Origin of the sequence: Ruegeria atlantica (assembly GCF_001458195.1) — a bacterium.
Lineage (GTDB): Bacteria > Pseudomonadota > Alphaproteobacteria > Rhodobacterales > Rhodobacteraceae > Ruegeria > Ruegeria atlantica.
Window position 1 is genome coordinate 349,914 of record NZ_CYPU01000071.1, and the last position, 18,468, is coordinate 368,381.

Annotated in this window: 12 protein-coding genes, 2 tRNA genes, 1 rRNA gene and 1 pseudogene; 10 read left to right on the top strand and 6 right to left on the bottom strand. The window is 57.4% G+C overall.

What is annotated here, in order from left to right; all coding sequences use genetic code 11:
* Nucleotides 1-11: 11 nt before the first annotated feature.
* The 4 genes from RUA4292_RS20920 to RUA4292_RS20935 all read right to left on the bottom strand — a co-directional run bounded on the left by RUA4292_RS20920 (nt 12) and on the right by RUA4292_RS20935 (nt 4,712).
* Nucleotides 12-299, bottom strand: coding sequence for an HU family DNA-binding protein (locus tag RUA4292_RS20920; protein WP_039533371.1), 288 nt, complete (start codon nt 297-299; stop codon nt 12-14).
* Nucleotides 300-429: 130 nt separating this feature from the next.
* A complete protein-coding gene (locus RUA4292_RS20925; protein ID WP_058279331.1) occupies nt 430-1,893 on the bottom strand; it encodes an AMP nucleosidase in 1,464 nt (487 codons plus the stop codon).
* Nucleotides 1,890-3,692, bottom strand: coding sequence for an adenine deaminase (gene ade / locus RUA4292_RS20930; RefSeq protein WP_058279332.1), 1,803 nt, complete (start codon nt 3,690-3,692; stop codon nt 1,890-1,892). Before ade ends, RUA4292_RS20925 begins: the two co-directional genes overlap by 4 nt.
* A gap of 144 nt (nt 3,693-3,836) precedes the next feature.
* Nucleotides 3,837-4,712, bottom strand: a complete 876-nt coding sequence (locus RUA4292_RS20935) for a LysR family transcriptional regulator (RefSeq protein WP_058279333.1) — start codon at nt 4,710-4,712, stop codon at nt 3,837-3,839.
* A 118-nt stretch (nt 4,713-4,830) separates the two neighbouring features.
* Here RUA4292_RS20935 and RUA4292_RS20940 point away from each other — a divergent pair, with 118 nt between their 5' ends.
* Together RUA4292_RS20940 and RUA4292_RS20945 are read left to right on the top strand one after the other, a co-directional pair.
* Nucleotides 4,831-5,586 carry a class II aldolase and adducin N-terminal domain-containing protein gene (locus RUA4292_RS20940; protein ID WP_058279334.1) on the top strand — a complete coding sequence of 252 codons (756 nt, stop codon included), beginning with the start codon at nt 4,831-4,833 and terminating at the stop codon, nt 5,584-5,586.
* Between the two features lie 22 nt (nt 5,587-5,608).
* Nucleotides 5,609-6,598: pseudogene (locus tag RUA4292_RS20945) on the top strand (sterol desaturase family protein).
* On the opposite strand, the gene RUA4292_RS20950 reads toward RUA4292_RS20945, so the two are convergent.
* A complete protein-coding gene (locus RUA4292_RS20950; protein ID WP_058279335.1) occupies nt 6,595-7,536 on the bottom strand; it encodes a GlxA family transcriptional regulator in 942 nt (313 codons plus the stop codon). The pseudogene RUA4292_RS20945 and the gene RUA4292_RS20950 sit on opposite strands and share 4 nt — an antisense overlap.
* 78 nt (nt 7,537-7,614) lie before the next feature.
* Here RUA4292_RS20950 and RUA4292_RS20955 point away from each other — a divergent pair, with 78 nt between their 5' ends.
* From RUA4292_RS20955 to RUA4292_RS20965, 3 genes are read left to right on the top strand one after another with little or no spacing between them, the layout of a single operon-like run.
* Nucleotides 7,615-8,775 carry an acyl-CoA dehydrogenase family protein gene (locus RUA4292_RS20955; RefSeq protein ID WP_058279336.1) on the top strand — a complete coding sequence of 387 codons (1,161 nt, stop codon included), beginning with the start codon at nt 7,615-7,617 and terminating at the stop codon, nt 8,773-8,775.
* A gap of 16 nt (nt 8,776-8,791) precedes the next feature.
* Entirely contained in the window at nt 8,792-10,807 is a 2,016-nt protein-coding gene (locus RUA4292_RS20960; RefSeq protein WP_058279379.1) for an acetate--CoA ligase family protein, read from the top strand.
* Nucleotides 10,804-11,583, top strand: a complete 780-nt coding sequence (locus RUA4292_RS20965) for a carnitinyl-CoA dehydratase (protein WP_058279337.1) — start codon at nt 10,804-10,806, stop codon at nt 11,581-11,583. Before RUA4292_RS20960 ends, RUA4292_RS20965 begins: the two co-directional genes overlap by 4 nt.
* A gap of 5 nt (nt 11,584-11,588) precedes the next feature.
* Here RUA4292_RS20965 and RUA4292_RS20970 read toward each other — a convergent pair whose 3' ends face one another.
* Nucleotides 11,589-12,221: a class I SAM-dependent DNA methyltransferase gene (locus RUA4292_RS20970; RefSeq protein ID WP_058279338.1), complete on the bottom strand. Its 633-nt coding sequence runs from the start codon at nt 12,219-12,221 to the stop codon at nt 11,589-11,591.
* Between the two features lie 90 nt (nt 12,222-12,311).
* Between RUA4292_RS20970 and RUA4292_RS20975 the strand changes: the two genes are divergently transcribed.
* The 5 genes from RUA4292_RS20975 (at nt 12,312) to RUA4292_RS20995 (ending at nt 18,145) form a co-directional block, all read left to right on the top strand.
* Complete coding sequence (locus RUA4292_RS20975; protein ID WP_058279339.1) at nt 12,312-13,157, top strand: SDR family oxidoreductase; 846 nt, start codon at nt 12,312-12,314, stop codon at nt 13,155-13,157.
* Between the two features lie 269 nt (nt 13,158-13,426).
* Nucleotides 13,427-15,628: a catalase/peroxidase HPI gene (katG, locus tag RUA4292_RS20980; RefSeq protein ID WP_058279340.1), complete on the top strand. Its 2,202-nt coding sequence runs from the start codon at nt 13,427-13,429 to the stop codon at nt 15,626-15,628.
* Between the two features lie 678 nt (nt 15,629-16,306).
* Nucleotides 16,307-17,766, top strand: a 16S ribosomal RNA gene (locus RUA4292_RS20985).
* Between the two features lie 217 nt (nt 17,767-17,983).
* Nucleotides 17,984-18,060: transfer RNA gene (locus RUA4292_RS20990), tRNA-Ile, on the top strand.
* A 9-nt stretch (nt 18,061-18,069) separates the two neighbouring features.
* Nucleotides 18,070-18,145 (top strand) — tRNA-Ala (locus RUA4292_RS20995).
* Nucleotides 18,146-18,468 lie beyond the last annotated feature (323 nt).

The following is an 18,468-nucleotide window of genomic DNA, read 5'->3' on the forward strand; positions in this document are numbered from 1 at the left end:
GAAGGCTGAGATCAGCCGTTCACGCTGTCCTTCAGAGCTTTCGCAATGGTCATCTTGACCACTTTGTCCGCTTCTTTCTTGAACTGCTCGCCGGTGGCGGGGTTGCGCACCATGCGCTCGGGGCGCTCGCGGCAGTAGATTTTGCCAACGCCAGGCAGGGTCACTGCGCCGCCGGCGGAAACTTCACGGGTGATCAGGCCGGTCATGGCCTCCAACGCTGCGTTTGCAGCTTTCTTGTCGGTTCCCATTTCCTCAGCGAGAGCAGCCACCAGCTGAGTCTTTGTCATAGGCTTTGCCATTTCTTGGTCTCCTTAACGTGCCCGATACATAGGGCCTCACCGCGTAACTGTAACGGGATATTGTGGTCGAACACAACGAATAGTAGCGTTGAAAACCCTAAAAATATGGGGAAATCGTTGCTTTTTTGCGTCAGAGAAAGGCTGTTTCGTCGAATGAACGCAATTTCCGGCTGTGCAGACGCTCTAACGGCATGCCGCGCAGATGTTCCATCGCCCGAATTCCGATTGCAAGATGGCGACTGACCTGGGTGGTATAAAAGGCAGATGCCATGCCCGGAAGCTTTAATTCGCCGTGCAGCGGTTTGTCAGAAACACACAACAATGTGCCGTAGGGAACCCGGAACCGATAGCCATTTGCGGCGATGGTTGCGCTTTCCATATCCAATGCAATTGCGCGGGATTGGCTGAGCCTTTGCACAGGGCCGGACTGATCGCGCAATTCCCAGTTGCGGTTGTCTACCGAGGCGACGGTGCCGGTCCGCATGATCCGCTTAAGCTCGTATCCTTCCAACTCGGTAACCTCGGCCACGGCGCTTTCCAGCGCGACCTGAACCTCGGCCAGCGGCGGGATCGGAACCCAGACCGGCAGGTCGTCGTCCAGCACCTTGTCTTCACGCAGGTAGGCGTGGGCCAGAACGAAATCCCCCAGCGCCTGCGTGTTGCGCAGCCCGGCACAGTGGCCGACCATCAGCCAGGCGTGGGGCCGCAGAACGGCGATATGGTCAGTGGCCGTTTTAGCGTTCGAAGGCCCAACGCCGATATTGACCAGCGTGATCCCGGACCCGTCCTCGCGTTTCAGGTGATAGGTTGGCATTTGCGGCAGCTTCAGCGGTTGGGCCAACTCTTCCTCGGAGCCCTTGATCTCGACATTCCCGGTCGAAACGAAGCTGGTGTAACCGCTGTCCGGATCGGCCAATTGCGCACGCGCGTAATTCTCGAACTCAGAGACGTAGAACTGGTAGTTCGTGAACAGGACATGGTTCTGGAAATGGCTGGGATCCGTCGCGGTATAATGCGCAAGCCGGGCCAGCGAATAGTCGACGCGTTGGGCAGTAAACAAGGCTAGCGGACCGGCTTCATCTTCGTGGTCGTACACCCCGTTGACGATATCATCGTTGGTCGTGGTCAGGTCGGGAACGTCAAAGACATCGCGCAACGTGAACCCGGCCGCGCCCTGTTGCGGAACGTGCAGATCGGGATTGTTGGCAACCGCGAAATGCACCGGGATCGGCGTGTCGGACGGCCCAATCGTAACCGGCTGGTCGTGGTTTTTGATCAGCAACGCGATCTGCTGGGTCAAATAAGACCGAAATAAATCCGGTCGCGTAACGGTCGTAGCATGAATACCGGGTTCTGAGACGTGGCCAAAACTCAGGCGGCTGTCGACATGCGCATAGGACGACGTTCTGATACGAATTTCCGGGTAATAGGCTCTGAAACGTGCAGTAGGTGCGCCGTGTTCAATGGCTGCCGAGAAACTGTCGCACAGAAAGCGGGTTGCTTGTTCATAGAGCGCTTCCAACCGAGCGACCGCTGCCTTGGGGTCGGTGAATTGTTCCGGTTTAGGTGCGTCGGGTGTTTTTATTATTATCATGCAAGTGGTTCCAGAAGATCAATCTTTTCAAAAGTGCGCACATCCACCAGACCCAGGTCAGAAATCCGGAGTTCCGGGATCACGACCAGCGCCAGCAATGAGTGCTGCATATATGCGTTGTTGAGGGTGCAGCCGCAGGCCACCATCGCGGCAACCATGTCGTCGGCCTTGGTAGCAACCTGTGATGCAGGGCTGTCAGACATCAGGCCCGCAATGGGCAATTCGACCAGCGCCAGTTCTTCGCCATCGCGGAAGATGGTTATGCCACCACCCACCTCGGCCAGCCGATTTGCGGCCAGTGCCATCTGTTCGCGATCCGTGCCGACCACGATCATGTGATGACTGTCATGTGCCACGGTCGAGGCCATGGCCATTTTGCCCTGATATCCGAATCCGGAAACGAAAGCGTTCGTCACGCCGCCCGTCGCCTGATGCCGTTCAACCAGCGCGATCTGGCAGACATCGTCGTCGCCCTCGACCAATCCTTCGATGATCGGCAGTTCAGCTTTCAGAGCTTTGGTCGGAGCCTGGTTTTCCACCACGCCGATCACGTTGGCCTGCACGCGGTTTGCCCCTGCAGGTGCTTGAATTTCGAAATCAGCAGCGGTCAGCGTATGCCCCAGATGCACGGTGTTCCGGGCGGTATCAGGCCAGTTGAGGTGCGGGCAATCCACGGTGATTTTGCCGCTGTCGGCGACGATCTGACCGCGCGCAATCACGATGTCGATGGGTAGTTCTTTCAGGTCCGAGCTAAGGATAATATCCGCGCGCCGCCCCGGTGTGATCGAGCCGATCTCACGTTCCAGCCCGAAATGGGTCGCCGTGTTGATCGTCGCCATTTGCAGGGCAATCAGCGGATCACATCCGCAAGCGATGGCGTGCCGAACCACGCGATTCATATGGCCGTCATTAACCAGCGTGCCTGAGTGGCAATCGTCGGTGCACAGGATAAAGTTGCGCGGGTCCAACCCTTTTTTCGTGACCGCAGTGATCTGGCTTTCCACGTCATACCAGGCCGAGCCCAGCCGCATCATCGACCGCATCCCCTGCCGAACACGTGCGATCGCGTCTGCCTCGCAGGTACCTTCGTGATCATCCGCCGGACCCCCAGCAACATAGGCGGCAAAATCAGGCCCTAAATCAGGCGAAGCGTAGTGTCCTCCTACGGTTTTCCCGGCGCGTTGCGTTGCGGCGATTTCCGCTAGCATCTTTGGGTCGCCATTGATGACACCGGGAAAGTTCATCATCTCGCCTAAGCCGATGATGCCGGGCCAGTTCATCGCTTCGGCCACGTCGTCGGCGGTGATTTCGTACCCCGTCGTTTCTAGTCCCGGCGCAGATGGGGCGCAGGACGGCATCTGGGTAAAGATGTTCACCGGTTGCATCATCGCCTCGTCATGCATCATGCGCACGCCGTCCAGGCCAAGGACATTTGCAATCTCATGCGGGTCGGTGAACATGCTGGTGGTTCCATGCGGAATGACAGCGCGGGCAAATTCAGCCGGGGTTAGCATGCCCGATTCGATATGCATATGCGCATCACACAGGCCAGGGATCATATAACGCCCGGTGGCCTCGATGACCTGAGTCTCTGGGCCGGTGCAATGTGATGCATCGGGTCCGACGTAAGCGATGCGCCCATCAGCGATCGCAATGTCATGGTTCGGAAGGGTTTCGCGGCTGTGCACATTTACCCAGATTCCGCCGCGAATGACCGAATCTGCAGCTTCACGACCTGCGGCTACGGCAATCAGACGGGGGGCGACATCGGGCCAACTAGGGAAGGGTGTGTGTTCCATGGCCCAACTTTCCCGAATGCGCAGGAAGGTTCAACCCCTTGTGAACAGGTATCATCAAACCGTCACGCAGCGCGTCAGCGCTGCACTGTCCAACCAGAAGAGACGCCCGGCAGGGCATCGATGATGGGCGGGAGCAAGCCTCGGTTATTTCTGTGTATCATGCTCCAGCTCGCGGTGAACCCAATTGGCAAACGCTATAGCACCGGGGCTTTCTTCGGCGCGCGGTGACAGAAGCAGATAATAGGCTTCAGGCATGGGCGCGCGATGGGCGAACGGGGCAACTAAACGACCTTGCGCAATCAAGTCACTGGCAATTGTGTCATGCGCCAGACACAGCCCTCCGCCAGCCATGGCTACGGACAGGCTGACCAAGTAGGTGGTCGAATAAGTTATTGCAGGATTTTCCCAATTTAGACCCTGTTCCTCGGTCCACCCCAGCCAATTCGACAGAAGGTTTGAGCAGTCAAAAAGCGGGTGCTGTTGCAGGTTGTCCAACGTCACGTGATAGCCCGGCGCACAGACTGGATAATAATGATCCGTTCTCAGCAATTCGGTCCTAACCGTATCTGACGGCCGTAGTGAATAACGGATTTCCACGGCGGCCCCTTCGGCCATTTCGCGCGGCTCCCAAAGCTCAGTAAAGATATTCAGCTGCACCTCGGGATGCTGTACCCGAAATTTCGGCAGTCTGGGCGCCAACCAATTCACGGCAAAGGTGATGTTGCTTTGAACCTGAACCGCGTTCTGCTGTGCGCCGGTCACGGCCTGAGTTCCACGTGCCAATGTTCGAAATGCCTCGCGCACCACCGGAAGATACGTGATGCCCGCTTCGGTCAGTTCCAGCGCGCGTGGTCGACGCAAAAACAAAGGCTGGCCAAGGTACCCTTCCAAGGACTTGATCTGCTGGCTGACCGCGCTTTGCGTCATGTTCAGATCACGGGCCGCGCCGGTAAAGGACAAGTGCCGCGCCGCCGCCTCAAACGTGCGGAGCCAACCCAGCGGAGGAAGTGGTTTTTGCATGCGTATAACCTTGCCATTAGTTCAGCTAATGGAATAGTTGCGTTTTTTTCGTTGGTCAATTTTTGACGCTACAGGCACGATTTCCGAAAGTTCTCAGCTATCCGCAAAGGAGCCCGGAATGACTGTTACAAACCTGCGCGCCAATATCGACCACTGGGCCGAACGAGTTGATCTGGCTGCAACCTTTCGCTGGGTCGAGCGATTGAACATGCACGAAGGCGTTGCCAATCATTTCAGCCTTGCGGTGAACCCGGAAGGTACGCAATTTTTGATGAACCCGAACCAGATGCACTTTGCACGGGTCAAAGCGTCAAATCTGCTGTTTCTGGACGCAAATGATGCCGATGTGATGAACCAACCCGGTGCACCGGATCCGACGGCGTGGGGTCTGCACGGATCAATCCACCGCCACTGTCCGCATGCGCGCTGTGTGATGCACGTGCATTCGATCTTTGCGACGGTCCTGGCATCGTTGGCGGATAGCACCTTGCCCCCGATCGATCAGAACACGGCCACTTTCTATAACCGGTATGTCATCGATCAGGAATTCGGAGGCCTCGCCTTTGAAAGCGAAGGTGCGCGCTGTGCATCCATGCTGTCGGACCCCAAGAAAAAGGTCATGATCATGGGCAATCACGGTGTTCTTGTGATCGGCAGTGACCCGGCAGATGCCTTTAACAGGCTTTATTATTTTGAACGCGCAGCGGAAACCTATATCCGAGCGCTGCAGACCGGCCAGCCATTGCGCGTCCTGCCAGATGAGATTGCCGAAAAGACTGCGCAAGAATTGGAAGACTATCCCGATCAGGCCCAGGCTCATCTGCGAGAGATCAAGGCCATATTGGACGATGGCGGCTCTGACTACGCCACATGACAACCTTATCAGGGTAACGACCATGTCTGACACTACACAGAATCCGGAATCCGCCCGCTGGCACTATCATCCTGAAGGTCCGGTGGGGTTAAACCCCTTGTTCAATTGGCCACCACGTCCGTCAGCCGTGCTGAAATGGTACAGCGGGGCGTGGCTGCAGATCACGGCAATAACCTTGTGCCTTGCGCTGGCGGTTACCGCCTAAGCTTTCTTTTTCCCGTCCTTGGAAAGTATGCAAAGCTTTGCCCCGGGTTGGATGTTTCGCATTTGGCTGCTGAACATGGTGCCCCAGATACTCATCGCAGGTGGGCTGCACTGGTGGCTGTACATGCGAAAAGGGCAGGGCATGTACAAAAAGTTCGACCGCCGCGACCTGACCCGCAACAATGGTACGTTCACATTCCGCAATCAGGTTCTGGACAATATCTGGTGGACGCTGGGCAGCGCGATGACCGTCGCGACCGTTTATCAGTGGATCATCTACTGGGCGATGGCCAACGGCTATGTGCCAACCATCACGTGGTCCGGCGCGCCGGTCTGGTTCGTTGTGTGGATGGTGTTTATCCCGATGTGGTCAGGTCTGCACTTTTACTGGGTGCACCGGCTGGAACATCACCCGAAGCTCTACAAATACGTGCATGCTGTGCATCATCGAAACGTGAACATTGGGCCTCGGTCGGGAATTTCGAACCACTGGTACGAGAACTTGCTGTACTTCACGACCTATTTCATCCACCTGATCGTTCCGTCGCACCCGTTGCACGTGCTGTTCCACGCCTCCTTCCAGCAGATCAGTCCCGTGTTGTCTCATTCCGGGTTTGAAAAACTAAAGGCCGGAGACACGGATGCCGCCCGTGCCGGTGATTTCTTTCACCAGCTTCACCACCGGTATTTCGAGTGCAACTACGGCACCTCTGAAATTCCGTTCGACAAGTGGTTTGGCACGTACCATGACGGGTCGGCCGAGGCGACGACCCGGACAAGGGCGTACAAGAAACAGATGTATACCTAGCTGGCCCGAAGCGCGCGTGGCGTGACCCCGAATTCGGCTTTGAAGGCGCGGGTCAGGGCGCTGGGGTCGTCATAGCCCGCGCGCAGGGCAACCTCACCAATGCTCAGGTCGGTTTCCGCCACCAGTTTGCGCGCAAGGTTCAGGCGCAGGCGGCGGTAAACCTGCGCAGGACCCGCGCCCAGCTCGGACTGCATGCGGACGGACAAGGCTTTCTGCGATCGGCCAACCCGGCTTGCGATTTCGGACACTGGCAAGGGGATCTCAAGGTGTTCCTGCATCAAGGCCAGCGCCTTGTTCACGTAACCGCTGGTCGCGCCGGCACCGCCCGCATGCGAGCGCGCTGAATCGCGGGTCATGAACAGTTGCGACACTTCCAGCGCCAGGGCCTGCCCCTGATCCCGTGCAATCAGATGAAGCACCAGATCAAAGGCCGCCATGGCCCCGGAACAGGTGATGCGATTGCGGTCGATGACATAGCGCTCGCGGTGGGCTTCGACATCGGGGAACCTTTCTGTAAATCCGGTCAGCTCTTCCCAGTGTATCGTGGCGCGATGCCCGTCCAGCAGCCCTGCCTGAGCCAAAAGCCAGCTGCCAGTGTCGAGGCCTGCCAGCACTTTGAACCGCTGATCCGCAGAACGCAGGCCTGAAAGGGTGCGCCACCCGCCATGCGCGCGGAATCCATAAGATGGCATGACCATCAGCATATCCCCACTGGCGGTCTGGAGTGGGCGATGCGGCGCGACCTGCAGCCCGGATGAGGATGTCACTGGACCACCCTCCAACGCAAGGAACTGCCAATCGTACAATTTGCGACCAGCCAGAGTGTTGGCAGCGCGCAGCGGCTCGACCGTGTTGGCCAGGCAATGGTTCGAGAATCCGTCGAACAGAAGAACCCCGATTTGCTGCGGTGCAGAGGGTGATTTAGTCCATTCTTGCATGGTAAACTTCTATTTCTGCACGTTTTAAATGGCAAGCCGCGTCAGAATATGCCGCAACGCCAGATGTGGAGACGCCCGATGCAATATGGATTGTCCGACGAACAAGAGATGATCGTCTCTACCGTTCGCAGCTTTGTGGAAAACGAAATCTACCCGCATGAGGCGCTGGTCGAGCGCACCGGCGAAGTCCCGGAGGAGATCGCGGATGAGGTCAAACGCAAGACGATTGAACTGGGTTTTTATGCCTGTAATTTTCCCGAAAGCGTCGGTTGTGCAGGGTTGAACCATCTGGAGTTCGCGCTGGTCGAACGTGAGCTGGGCCGCGGATCCATGGCGCTGAATCACTTCTTCGGGCGTCCTCAGAACATCCTGATGGCGTGTGAGGGCGAGCAGGTCGAACGATACTTGATGCCCGCCGTGCGTGGCGAAAGGATGGACGCGCTGGCAATGACCGAACCCGGTGCCGGGTCAGATGTTCGTGGAATGAAGTGCGCCGCGGTGCGGGATGGCGGTGACTGGGTGGTCAATGGCACCAAGCACTTCATCTCGGGCGCCGAGCACGCGGATTTCATCATCGTTTTCATCGCGACCGGAGAGGATCAGACGCCAAAAGGCCCCAAAAAACGCATTACGGCGTTTCTGGTGGATCGCGGAACGCCCGGTTTCACCATCCGAGACGGGTACAAGTCGGTTAGCCATCGCGGTTACAAGAACATGGTTCTTGATTTCGATGATTGCCGTCTGCCGGACGCCCAGGTTCTAGGTGAGGTTGATGGCGGCTTTGAAGTGATGAACACCTGGCTTTATGCGACCCGTATCACGGTTGCTGCCATGTCCGTAGGCCGTGCACGCCGCGCTTTCGACTATGCGCTCGACTATTCCGCCACGCGCGAACAGTTCGGCCAGAAGATCGGCAAGTTTCAGGGCGTGTCCTTCCAAATCGCGGATATGATCACCGAGATTGACGCGGCGGACTTGTTGACGTTGGCTGCAGCCGATCGTCTGGACAAAGGGCTGCCCGCAAATCGCGAAATCGCCTCGGCCAAGCTTTATGCCTCGGAAATGCTCGCGCGGGTCACCGATGCCGCCATTCAAATCCACGGCGGCATGGGTCTGATGGACGATTACCCGCTTGAGCGGTTCTGGCGCGACGCGCGGGTCGAACGTATCTGGGACGGGACCAGTGAAATTCAGCGCCACATTATCAGTCGCGATCTTTTGAGGGCACTCGGTGCGTGATGGAGGGGGCCGCCTGATGTCTTCCCTGTCACGCGTTTTGCACCCCACATCCATCGCTGTGATTGGCGGCGGCGCCTGGTGCGTCTCAGTGATCGAACAGGCCCGGAAATTCGGGTTTCAGGGCGACATCTGGCCGGTCCACCCAAAAGCCGGTCAAATCGCGGGTCTGAGTGCTTTTGCACGCCTTGAGAACCTTCCAGCGGCCCCCGACGTAGCCTTTGTTGGCATCAACCGTCATGCAACGATCGAGACGATCGCGGCCCTTTCGGCCATGGGGGCCGGGGGCGCAGTGTGTTTTGCCTCGGGATTTACCGAAGCGCATGCCGAGGACGATCAGGGTGCAGATTTGCAGGTCCGTTTGGTGCAGGCCGCAGGCGAGATGCCGATCCTGGGGCCAAACTGTTATGGCTTCGTCAACGGGCTGGACCGCGCCGCTGTTTGGCCCGATCAGCACGGCATGCGACCGGTAGATCGCGGCGTGGCGATTCTGACGCAAAGCTCGAACATTGCGATCAACATGACAATGCAGCGCCGCGCCTTGCCGCTGGCCTTTATGCTGACCAGCGGAAATCAAGCGCAGACCCATCAGGCCGACATCGCCTCGGCCCTGTTGGATGATGACCGGATCACCGCGGTAGGTGTCCACATTGAAGGCTTCGGTGACCTGCGTAAATGGGAGGCGCTGGCCAAAAAGGCGCGGGATCGTAACGTGCCGATTGTTGCGCTGAAAGTGGGCCGGTCCGCCCATGCCCAGGCGGCGACGATTTCTCACACAGCATCATTGGCCGGAGGCGACGCGGGCGCGCAGGCATTTCTGGATCGCCTTGGGATCGCGCGTTTGGATGACATTCCCAGTTTCCTGGAATGCCTCAAGCTGCTGCATGTGACCGGGCGCTTGGGCAGCAACGGCTTGGGGTCGATCAGTTGCTCAGGTGGTGAGGCAAGTCTGGCCGCGGACATGGCCGAGGGGCGCAATCTGCACTTCCCGCCTTTGTCGCAAGCGCAAAAGGCTGACCTGCGCGATGCCTTGGGACCGATGGTGGCCCTGGCGAACCCGCTGGATTATCACACCTATATCTGGCGGGATACGCAGGCCATGACACGGGCGTGGTCCGCAATGATGAGCCCTGAACAAGCCCTGACTATGGCTATTCTCGACTATCCGCACACGGATGCGACCGATTGGGAATGCGCCACGCAGGCTTCGTTGAATTGCGTTGCTCAGACGGGGCGGCCATTTGCGGTAACGGCGACTCTGCCGGAGCTTTTACCCGAAGACGTTGCACAGCGACTACTCGATGGCGGTGTTATCGCTTTTGCCGGATTGCATGAAGCACTTGCGGCAATTGAGGCAGCCGCGCGGCCGCAAGCAACGGAGGCCGAACCGGTCCTGTTACCCCGGGACACCGTTGCAGATCGTGTTCTGACCGAAGCAGAAGCCAAGCAGGCGCTGGCGGATTTCGGTGTTTGTGTACCGCACAACGTTGTGGTGACGCCGGATCTGGCGAAACAAGCCTCTGCCGCGCTGACTGGTCCTTTTGCGATCAAGGGCGTCGGGTTGGCGCATAAGTCGGAACATGCGGCCGTGCGCCTAGAGGTTCACGCTGATGCCGTGGCTGAAGTCGCGGCGGATATCGGAACTGATGACGTCCTTATTGAGGAAATGGCTGTCGACGGCGTGGCAGAATTGTTGGTCGGCGTGACCCGAGACCCTGCGCATGGGTTTGTTCTGACGCTGGGTGCAGGGGGCGTGTTGACTGAAATCCTGCGCGACACGGTTTCCCTTTTGATCCCATCCTCTCGCACCGCGGTGAAAGAGGCGCTGAGTAATTTGAACTGCGCCCCTTTGCTGGCGGGATATCGCGGCAAACCAGCGGCAGAGATTGAGGCCATCCTGGACGCGGTCGATGCGGTGCAGGCTTACGTCATTGCCAATGCATCTCATGTCAGCGAAGTTGAAATAAACCCACTGATCTGCACACCGGACCGTGCCATGGCGGTGGATGCTCTGATCCGAAAGGCAAGTATATGAACCCGGTCAAAACCAAGCGCGATGGCGCAATTCTGGAAATCACTTTGGACCGTCCCAAAGCGAACGCGATTGATTTGGCGACCAGCCGGGTCATGGGCGAAGTCTTTCGTGACTTCCGTGATGATCCTGATCTGCGCGTCGCAATCCTGACCGGTGGCGGCGAGAAGTTCTTTTGCCCCGGCTGGGATTTGAAAGCAGCCGCTGACGGAGACGCAGTCGACGGTGACTATGGCGTTGGTGGCTTTGGCGGGCTGCAGGAACTGCGGGACATGAACAAGCCGGTTATCGCCGCGGTCAACGGGATTGCCTGCGGCGGCGGGTTAGAATTGGCCCTGAGCGCCGACATGATCCTTGCTGCGGAACACGCCAGTTTTGCGCTGCCGGAAATCCGCTCAGGCACAGTGGCCGATGCCGCCAGTGTCAAACTGCCAAAACGTATTCCGTATCACGTGGCGATGGAACTGCTTTTGACCGGACGCTGGTTCGACCCGCATGAAGCGAAGAACTGGGGGTTGGTGAACGAAATCGTTCCAGGTGATCAGTTGATGGATCGGGCATGGGAACTGGCGCGCCTTTTGGCCTGCGGCCCGCCCTTGGTTTATGCCGCGATTAAGGAAATCGTACGCGATGCCGAAGATTCCAAATTTCAGGATGCCATGAACCGGATCACCGGGCGGCAATTGCCGACGGTTGATACCCTCTATGGCTCTGAAGACAATCTGGAAGGCGCCCGCGCTTTTGCTGAAAAGCGTGATCCCGTGTGGAAAGGTCGATAGTCGGCCTAAGCGCGTTCAAACAGGGCTATCAGCGCTGTGTCATCTTTGTTGGGGCCAGATGCAAGATCGCCATAGATGCGAACTTCGGGCAAGGTCAGATTTCGAATCTGGCCTTGCGCCAACCGGTGCAGGGTTTCGGCAAATCCCAGCTTTTCATAATGTTGGGCATTGATCGACAGCGCGAATTGAGCACCGGGGCGGGCCACACACAGCAGTGCAGTCAAAGCTTCTGGCCCGAGGTGGCCATGGGTGAACGAACCGGATGAAACGATTCCGGAGTAACTTTCGCGCGGCACCGGGATGCCTTCGTTCAGATCGGCCTCAATGGCGTCGCGGTAGATATCCTTGCGCATGGCCTGATCCAGCATCTCGGCGCTGATATCGGTGGCATCTATCGGCCCCACACCTAGCCGGGCCAGAACCGCGCCGCACAGGCCAGTGCCTGCACCTACATCAAGCACAGGCCCTTGCCCGCCGGCGCCGACAAAAGCGCGGGCGGTATGGATGTGCAGCTGATAGTCCTCGCGCGTGGCAAAGCCTTCGTCGTAATCCCCGGCCCATTCAGCATAGAGACGCTTGTGGTCTTCCGGGGAATCCAGAGCGTAGGCGGCATGCAGGTCTGGTGTTTTGTCACTCATACCCAAAAGAAAGGCGCATTGGGGGATTCGAATCAAGTATCCTTGGCAGAGTTCTTGCATCTGGCGAAATTGCGGATCATCTAAGAGCGTATGACAGGCACACTATTTTCCTTCGGTCACGGGTACTCGGCACAGGCTTTGTCCCGTCAGTTGCAACCCCATGGTTGGCGTATCTTGGGCACGACGCGTGATCCGGCCCAATCGCAGGTGGTCAAGGCGTCTAGCGCAGAGCCGGTGATTTGGCCGGGGCAAGTGCCACAGCTGGATGGGGTGACGCATCTTTTGATCTCGGCTGCGCCAAACGCGGACGGAGATCCGGTTCTGGCCGCATTGGCGGATGAGATTGCGGAACGGGCGGCGCAATTCAAATGGGTTGGCTATCTTTCGACCACGGCCGTGTATGGCGATCATCAGGGCAACTGGGTCGACGAGGCCACCCCTGCGACGCCAACGGCGCAGCGCGGCAAATGGCGGGTGCAGGCAGAGGAGCAGTGGCAGAGTATCCCCGGCTTGCCGACACACATCTTTCGCCTTGCGGGCATCTACGGTCCCGGTCGTGGGCCGTTTTCCAAGCTCAAGCGCGTGGGTATGCGACGTATCATCAAGCCCGAGCAGGTCTTTTCCCGAATTCATGTCGCCGACATTGCCCAGGTTCTTGCCGCATCCATGTCCGCGCCTAATCCGGGGGCGATTTACAACGTATGTGATGATGAACCCGTTCCACCGCAGGATGTCATCGCCTATGCGGCCGAATTGCAGGGATTGCTATTGCCGCCCGAAGTACCGTTCGACGAGGCCGACATGACCCCCATGGCGCGCAGCTTTTACAATGAGAACAAGCGGGTCAGGAACGATCGGATCAAGGATGAGCTGGGTGTAAACCTAATTTATCCGAACTATCGGGTCGGATTGAGGTCGCTGATGACCGATGACTGAGCTATCGGCCTGATTTCCGGCGATGCGCACTGGGTGCTTAGTGATAGTTTTTGGTTATCATAACCATCCATAAAGAAAACTTATTTGCATGGTTCGAATTTGCTAGGTCTGGCGGCGACAAGACAAGAGTCGCCGATACCTTTGACAGAATGCGCGCAATCCAAGCCGCGCATCTAAAAGAGGTAAAAGTGTCATCTATATATGTTCTTGATCGCCCGCGTTTCTCACCGCGCGAACGAGCCGGATTTTAGCCAGGATTGGAGATCGACATGGACGGAAGTGATAACCCCAAAACGGGCGGATGCCCTGTAATGCACGGCGCAGGAACCCGGTCGAACCGGGATTGGTGGCCGAACCAGCTGAACCTTTCGATCCTACATCAGAACGCGCCCGCGTCGAACCCGCTGGGGCCTGATTTCGACTACGCTGAAGAATTCAAGAAGCTGGACATGAAGGCGCTGAAAGAAGACCTGTACGCGCTGATGACCGATTCTCAGGATTGGTGGCCTGCCGACTATGGTCATTACGGCGGTCTGTTCATCCGGATGGCCTGGCACAGCGCCGGTACATATCGCACGGCGGATGGCCGTGGCGGTGCCTCGACCGGGAACCAGCGCTTTGCGCCACTGAACAGCTGGCCGGATAACGGCAACCTTGATAAGGCGCGCCGTCTGCTGTGGCCGATCAAGCAGAAATACGGCAACCAGATTTCCTGGGCCGACCTGATGATCCTTGCCGGCAATTGCGCCATTGAATCCATGGGCGGCAAAACATTTGGCTTTGCTGGTGGTCGCGCGGATATCTGGGCGCCTGAAGAAGACATCTATTGGGGTTCCGAAACTGAGTGGCTTGCCCCCACCGACAACCCGCACAGCCGGTACACTGGTGAGCGCGACATGGAAAACCCACTGGCCGCCGTTCAGATGGGCCTGATCTATGTGAACCCCGAGGGCCCGGATGGTGAACCAAACGTGCTGGCCTCGGGCCGTGATATCCGCGACACCTTTGGCCGGATGGCGATGAATGACGAAGAAACCGTCGCATTGGTTGCTGGTGGCCACACCTTTGGTAAGGCGCACGGCGCGGGCGATCCTGATCTGGTCGGCCCCGAACCCGAAGCGGCCCCGATCGAAGAGATGGGCCTTGGCTGGATCAACAAGTTTGGCTCGGGCGTGGGTGACGATACCACGACCTCGGGCATCGAGGGCGCATGGACCGCAAACCCGATCAAATGGGACAACGGCTATTTCGATCTGCTGTTCGGATACGAGTGGAATCTGACTAAAAGCCCCTCGGGCGCATGGATTTGGGAACCAATCGGCGTCAAAGAAGAAGACATGGCCCCGGCGGCCGGTGATCCGACCAAGAAGGTCAAGACCATGATGACCACCGCCGACATGGCGATGCGCATGGATCCGATCTATGGCCCGATCTCGAAACGCTTCCACGAGAACCCGGAAGCGTTCGCAGATGCCTTCGCACGCGCCTGGTTCAAACTGACTCACCGCGACTTGGGTCCGCGTTCGAACTATATCGGTTCGGAAGCCCCGACCGAAGAGTTGATCTGGCAGGACAACGTGCCTGCGGTGGATCACGACCTGGTTGATGATGCCGATGTAGCGGATTTGAAAGCCAAGATCGCTGCATCCGGTCTGTCGGTGTCCGAGCTGATCTCGACCGCATGGGCCTCGGCCTCGACCTTCCGCGGGTCGGACAAGCGGGGCGGTGCCAACGGCGCCCGTATCCGTCTTGCGCCTCAGAAGGATTGGGACGTCAACGAGCCAATGAAACTGTCCAAGGCGCTGGATGCGCTGACAGGCGTTCAAGAGGCGTTCAACGGCGCGCAGTCAGGCAACAAGAAAGTGTCGCTGGCCGACCTGATCGTTCTGGCCGGTGCCGTCGGCATCGAGCAGGCTGCCAAAGCTGGCGGTCAGGATGTTGAGGTTCCGTTCACCCCGGGCCGCACCGATGCATCGCAAGAGCAGACCGATGTGGACAGCGTCGCAGTCCTCGAGCCCGCAGCAGACGGATTCCGCAACTACCAAAAGGCCGAATACACCGTCTCTCCCGAGGAGTTGCTGGTCGACCGTGCACAATTGTTAACCTTGTCCGCACCAGAGATGACGGCACTTGTCGGTGGCCTACGTGTTCTAGGCGCCAACTTCGGTGACGCCAAGCATGGGGTGTTCACGGATCGTGTGGGTGTACTCAGCAATGACTTTTTCACCAACATTTTGGACATGGGCACCGAATGGAAACCTGCCGGCAAGGGCGTCTATGAAGGTCGTGACCGCGCCAGCGGTGATGTCAAATGGACTGGTACACGCGTCGATCTGGTCTTCGGTTCAAACTCGCAACTGCGGGCGCTTGCTGAGGTCTACGGTCAGACGGGTGCCGAGGGTAAATTTGTCTGCGACTTCGTCTCGGCTTGGAACAAGGTGATGAACGCGGATCGTTTTGATCTGAAGTAAACCGACGATCATCGCAGAGATAGCGCCGCCCGAGGGGACTCGGGCGGCGTTTTCTTTGGGTCGGGTCCCGCAGGTATACCAACCATTGGGTACGATTCCGCCTAAAGCTCGGAAAAACCCCCGCATCACGCAGCACCCAGCCCTGTTTCTTACCAAAATTATTAAGCTAACTTATTGTTTTCATTAATATGACAGAGTTTCTGCAGGGAAATGTGAAGTTTTTTCAAAATGGGGGTTGCAGGTCCCAGACCTAATCCGTAAATACCCCTTCACCGGCGCTGCTGAGGCGGTGCTGACGGGTCGGAGAGACGGCCGGACGGGTTGGAGAGACAGCCGGACGCATCGGAGAGACGGTGGGCATCTTAGGGACTGATTTAGGCGGGCGCGCTGATGTTATTGGCGCAACGGTCTGATTTTTGGCTCTGGGTGTTATGTTCTTTGACATTGATGGATAACTGAAGAGATATGTGGGCGGTTTGGTTCGTTTCGACGGATTGAATGTCTGTATATCGCGCTGGTAGGGCTTCGGCTCGATGATCCAGTGTCAGCTTCACTGTTTGTACGGCTTTCGGTTTCTGATGAAACCAGAAGCACATACAGACAGAAGACTTCATCAGGATTAGCCTCCTGATGAGATGTGCAGAGGTTCGAACGTCAAGGATAAGCAGCAATGCTTTTCAACTTGAGAGTTTGATCCTGGCTCAGAACGAACGCTGGCGGCAGGCTTAACACATGCAAGTCGAGCGCACCTTCGGGTGAGCGGCGGACGGGTTAGTAACGCGTGGGAACATACCCTTTGGTACGGAATAGCCTCTGGAAACGGAGAGTAATACCGTATGAGCCCTTCGGGGGAAAGATTTATCGCCAAAGGATTGGCCCGCGTTAGATTAGGTAGTTGGTGGGGTAATGGCCTACCAAGCCTACGATCTATAGCTGGTTTTAGAGGATGATCAGCAACACTGGGACTGAGACACGGCCCAGACTCCTACGGGAGGCAGCAGTGGGGAATCTTGGACAATGGGGGCAACCCTGATCCAGCCATGCCGCGTGAGTGATGAAGGCCTTAGGGTCGTAAAGCTCTTTCGCCTGTGAAGATAATGACGGTAGCAGGTAAAGAAACCCCGGCTAACTCCGTGCCAGCAGCCGCGGTAATACGGAGGGGGTTAGCGTTGTTCGGAATTACTGGGCGTAAAGCGCACGTAGGCGGACTGGAAAGTTGGGGGTGAAATCCCAGGGCTCAACCCTGGAACTGCCTCCAAAACTATCAGTCTAGAGTTCGAGAGAGGTGAGTGGAATTCCGAGTGTAGAGGTGAAATTCGTAGATATTCGGAGGAACACCAGTGGCGAAGGCGGCTCACTGGCTCGATACTGACGCTGAGGTGCGAAAGTGTGGGGAGCAAACAGGATTAGATACCCTGGTAGTCCACACCGTAAACGATGAATGCCAGTCGTCGGGTAGCATGCTATTCGGTGACACACCTAACGGATTAAGCATTCCGCCTGGGGAGTACGGTCGCAAGATTAAAACTCAAAGGAATTGACGGGGGCCCGCACAAGCGGTGGAGCATGTGGTTTAATTCGAAGCAACGCGCAGAACCTTACCAACCCTTGACATCCTAGGACCGGCCCAGAGATGGGTCTTTCACTTCGGTGACCTAGTGACAGGTGCTGCATGGCTGTCGTCAGCTCGTGTCGTGAGATGTTCGGTTAAGTCCGGCAACGAGCGCAACCCACATCCTTAGTTGCCAGCAGTTCGGCTGGGCACTCTAGGGAAACTGCCCGTGATAAGCGGGAGGAAGGTGTGGATGACGTCAAGTCCTCATGGCCCTTACGGGTTGGGCTACACACGTGCTACAATGGCAGTGACAATGGGTTAATCCCAAAAAACTGTCTCAGTTCGGATTGGGGTCTGCAACTCGACCCCATGAAGTCGGAATCGCTAGTAATCGCGTAACAGCATGACGCGGTGAATACGTTCCCGGGCCTTGTACACACCGCCCGTCACACCATGGGAGTTGGTTCTACCCGACGACGCTGCGCTAACCTTCGGGGGGCAGGCGGCCACGGTAGGATCAGCGACTGGGGTGAAGTCGTAACAAGGTAGCCGTAGGGGAACCTGCGGCTGGATCACCTCCTTTCTAAGGATGTTCCTGGCATCTTGAGCTTGCTCTTGATCGTGGAACACTTAGCAGAAGATCAACAAACAAAGTTGATCAAACTCATGGACCGAGCCGTCCTCATATCTCTTCAGAACATATCAGGCCCGCAACGCTGTGAGGTCTGGCCCTCTCGGCAGATTTTGCGATGCAAAATCGCCTGTCGGGCAACGTCGATTTTGCATTTGCAAAATCAACTGGGTCGGTAGCTCAGGTGGTTAGAGCGCACGCCTGATAAGCGTGAGGTCGGAGGTTCAAGTCCTCCTCGACCCACCAAAAACTTTTGGGGCCTTAGCTCAGCTGGGAGAGCGCCTGATTTGCATTCAGGAGGTCAGGAGTTCGATCCTCCTAGGCTCCACCATTTGCCTTCGATTTGACCGTTAAGCACCATTTTGGTTCTTCACCGTCCAATCGGACGTCGCTTCTTCGGAAGCTTTGACATCGTATAGAGAGAAATCAATCAACACTGTTTGATCGTGCCGAGTGTGGCACTGATCTCGGTCGTTCTTATCTTCGGATAAGCGGCGCAGTTTGGGTCTAGCCGGCCCTGTCTGCGTATCCCGATCGAAACGAACAGAGTTGTCCAAGTCTAATATACTAACCCGAGCGACCTGCGTTGATCAGCTGCACGGCTGAGAGACCATATGGGGTTGCTCATTTGTCCTCGTCCAAGTGGCGGGGGCG